This is a genomic window from Vibrio sp. 10N.222.48.A3, from assembly GCF_041475345.1.
Classification (GTDB): domain Bacteria; phylum Pseudomonadota; class Gammaproteobacteria; order Enterobacterales; family Vibrionaceae; genus Vibrio; species Vibrio tasmaniensis_A.
The window spans coordinates 1-3695 of record NZ_JBFRVX010000294.1; the positions used below are offsets into that span (position 1 = coordinate 1).

Consider the following 3695-nt stretch of genomic DNA (forward strand, 5'->3'; position numbering starts at 1 on the left):
GGTTGAAGGTCGTATTGTTGGTTACCCGCGTAAGAAAATCGCAAAGTTAAGTCAACTCAGTAACCACATTCCGGTTCACTTTCAATATCCAGATGAAGGAAAAAACTCGATTGCGATGCTGGTTAAATCCGACATCGAATGTGGCGGTGGGATAGGGTTACAGCGCGATATTGTGGCGTACTCGATGACGTGTACTCATCAAGGTGGGCCTTTAACCGGTGCTTATAAAGCAACAGGGGAGCATCGCATTGTCGGGCAGTGTCCATTCCACCTGTCTACATTTGATTTACGTCGCCATGGCATTATGGTATCGGGTCAAGCCTTTGAGAGCTTACCTCAAGTACTGCTGGAGCTAGAAGGTGATGATATCTATGCGGTCGGGGTTATGGGATTGATCTTTGGTCGAATGGAAAATCTGATCGATGTGGAGGTTAGCTAGATGACTCAATTTTCTTTTAACGATAAATTGGCTGTAAACGATCAATCAGCTTTAAACAGCCAGTATCTGCAACCGACCAGTACATTACTGCCACCTGCTAGTGCGGAAGTCATCACAACAGCGTGTGACTATTGTATTGTTGCGTGTGGTTACAAAGTCTATCGTTGGCCTGTGAGTAGCCCTTCCGGTGGCCCTGCTGCAAGTGAAAATGCATTTGGTGTCGATTTCCCGGTTCATGCTTTGCAAGCTTGGGTTTCGCCACAGCAACACAATATTATTTCGCATAATGGCAAACCACACCATGTGGTGGTGGTAGCGGATAAAGACATACAAGTCGTCAATAAAGGCGGTGATTCTTCGGTTCGTGGTGGACTGCTCGCAAGAAAGCTCTATAACCCAGAAACACCAACCAAAGATCGATTGAAGCAACCGCTTGTTCGAATTAATGGACAGTTGCAACCAGTTGAGTGGGATTTCGCATTGGATATAGCAGCCCAAGTCGGCCGTCATGTGATTGATATGCACGGTTCAAACAGTTACTGCGTGAAAACCTATTCTTATCAGTATATTGAAAACACCTACGCGATAACAAAGTATGCATTGCGTCATGTCAATACCGCGAATTTTTCGTTTCATGATACGCCGTCAGATGTCACCGCAACCCCAGGATTTCGAGATGCGGGTTTTGATAATTTTGCTCCAAGTTATGATGATTGGGGCGCGGCAGATACTTTGATGATCTGCGGAACAGATCCGTATGAGACAAAAACCATCATCTTTACGCAGTTTATTATGCCGGCGGTGCATCGTGGGATGAAAACCGTGATTTTGAACCCTCGTGAAACCGCTGGAATAGCGTGGCTTAAAGCTCAAGGTGGATTGCACCTCGATATTAATCCCGGTAGCGATAATCTTGTGATTGGTGCAATTGCTCGAGTGATCTTAGAGCAAGGCTGGCAAGACAATGAGTGGATTGAAAACTGGGTCAATAATAAATGGGAATCGAGCTCAGGTTTTGGTCAGGGTACTCGTAATACGCCATGGCAATGGAGAACCACTTGGGGCAAATTCCAAACGAATGGCTTTGATGATTATAAGCAATGGAATTTGGAGCAGAAAGAGTACGCACCTGAGTATGCCGCATCGATCGCGGGTATTGATGTGGAGAAGATCCACAAAGCCGCTGAGATGTTGGCAATGCCAGTCAACGGTCAACGAGTTAAAGCCTCAATTGGTATAGAGAAGGGCTTTTATTGGTCGAATAATACCGGGAATACCAACGCCATCGCCTCCCTTGCAACGATAATCGGTACTGGTGGCCGAGAAGGGCGTGTGATTGGTCGATTTGGTGGGCATCAACGTGGTGGACTAGCCGGTGGGAAACTACCAAGGAATAAGTCACCTGAAAAAGTCGCAGGTAGGCGCAGGCGCTCAATAGACACCGATAGATATCTCTATTCCGGGCATACCCGTATGGCCCATGTCATTGGTACAACATGGATTCAAGCTATGTGTAGTAGTTATGGGTTGAAAGAGAAATTCACCGACTTAACAACACGTAATCCTCACCAAGCGATGCGACGTGATAAACAGCACATTATAGATACACTCAAAAAGCGTGCAGATTCCGGTGGAATGGTCGTCATCAATCAAGATATTTATTTACGTGATCCTATTGGTAAACAATTCGCTGATATCATCTTTCCGGCCGCGACTTGGGGGGAAGAGGATTTCATGCGCGCTAATGGTGAGCGTCGTCTACGCCTTTACCAAAAGTTCGCTGATGCGCCGGGTCAGGCTAAGCCAGACTGGTGGATTGTTGCTCAAATGGCTTCGCGAATGGGGTACGATGGGTTTGATTGGCAAAACTCAAATGATGTAGCTGAAGAGTCATCACGATTTAGCCGTGGTAGCCGTAAAGATTTCAATATGATTAAAGTCGCAGCACATGCTGAAGGAAAAACTCTTCATCAAAAGCTCGCTGAATTTGGTACCGAAGGGATCCAAGGGCCTGTTTTTTATAACTATGACACCAAAAAGCTGATTGGCACTAAGCGCCTACATGACACTGAAATGAGTTGGGATGATCTGGTCGATAAAGGGCTGCAAGATGGCCCTCAAGGCGCCAATATTATGCGTAAACAGCTCACTCAATTTAATAGTCAGACGGGGAAGGTCAATCTTCAAAAACATCCTTGGGATCTGTTTAGTGATTTTCATCGTTGGCTTACCCCAAAACAGGACGAGTTATGGTTTTCGAATGGTCGTATTAACGAGATTTGGCAGTCAGGGTTTGATGATACCGAACGCAGGCCTTACATCACTCATCGTTGGCCTGAAAACTGGATTGAAGTACACCCGGAAGATGCGGACAAACGGGGCATAGAAGCCGGAGATGAAGTACTGGTGTACTCGGAGCGGGTGGCCAATTTTAAAGATACGATTCTGGGTATCGAGTCAGACGATTTTCAGTTTAGTAACCTAATGAAAAATGGTCACATTCAACTGGATTACGCGGAGATTAAAGCCGTTGCGATTGTCACCTCAGCCACGAAAAAAGGTGTGTTGTATTGCAATATGATGGACATGAAGAACCCAGCGAATGCTTTAACAACAAGGGTAGTTGACCAAATCAGTGGTAACTACAACTACAAAATGGGCGTCGCCAAAATAAAGAAAATTGGCGAATCAAAATATAAGCGTGAGTTTGAAGGGTTCTCCTTTGCACCACGTAACATTGTGTAAGGGAAGTTTATGTTTGGCGTATTATTGGTTTTGCATGTATTGGCTGCCACCATTTGGACGGGAGGGCACATTATTCTCAGCGTCGTTATCCTTCCTAAAGTCTTGAAACACCGTTCTCCAGAAATGTTATTGGAATTTGAGCAAGGGTACGAAAAGGTGGGAATACCTGCTTTGGTAGTTCAAGTGGTGACTGGGTTGATGCTCGCTTATCACATATTGCCGGACGTTAACTTATGGTTTGATATGTCTATTCCACTGGCTCATGGCATTGCCGCTAAATTGACGTTGCTGTCTCTGACGGTATTGCTAGCCCTAGACGCACGCTTTCGTGTGGTTCCAAAACTATCGAAGGACAACTTGGTTGATATGGCGCTGCACATTGTGCCAGTGACCATTATTTCAATTTTGTTTGTGGTTGTCGGAGTTTCATTTAGAACGGGTTGGCTAGTTTGATCTGCTTTTACGTTTAGTGCGGAATATTTGACAATATCTAAGTTAGATAAGTTAGATA

3 protein-coding genes are annotated in these 3695 nt (G+C 45.3%); all 3 read left to right on the forward strand.

The window, feature by feature from the left end; all coding sequences use genetic code 11:
• Positions 1-439: arsenate reductase (azurin) small subunit (locus AB4653_RS09470; RefSeq protein WP_372103971.1), on the forward strand; the 439-nt coding region annotated here is incomplete at its 5' end.
• Complete coding sequence (locus tag AB4653_RS09475) at positions 440-3184, forward strand: arsenate reductase (azurin) large subunit (protein ID WP_170962719.1); 2745 nt, start codon at positions 440-442, stop codon at positions 3182-3184.
• 9 nt (positions 3185-3193) lie between these two features.
• Positions 3194-3637, forward strand: coding sequence for a CopD family protein (locus AB4653_RS09480; RefSeq protein WP_102257980.1), 444 nt, complete (start codon positions 3194-3196; stop codon positions 3635-3637).
• The last annotated feature ends 58 nt before the right edge of the window (positions 3638-3695 follow it).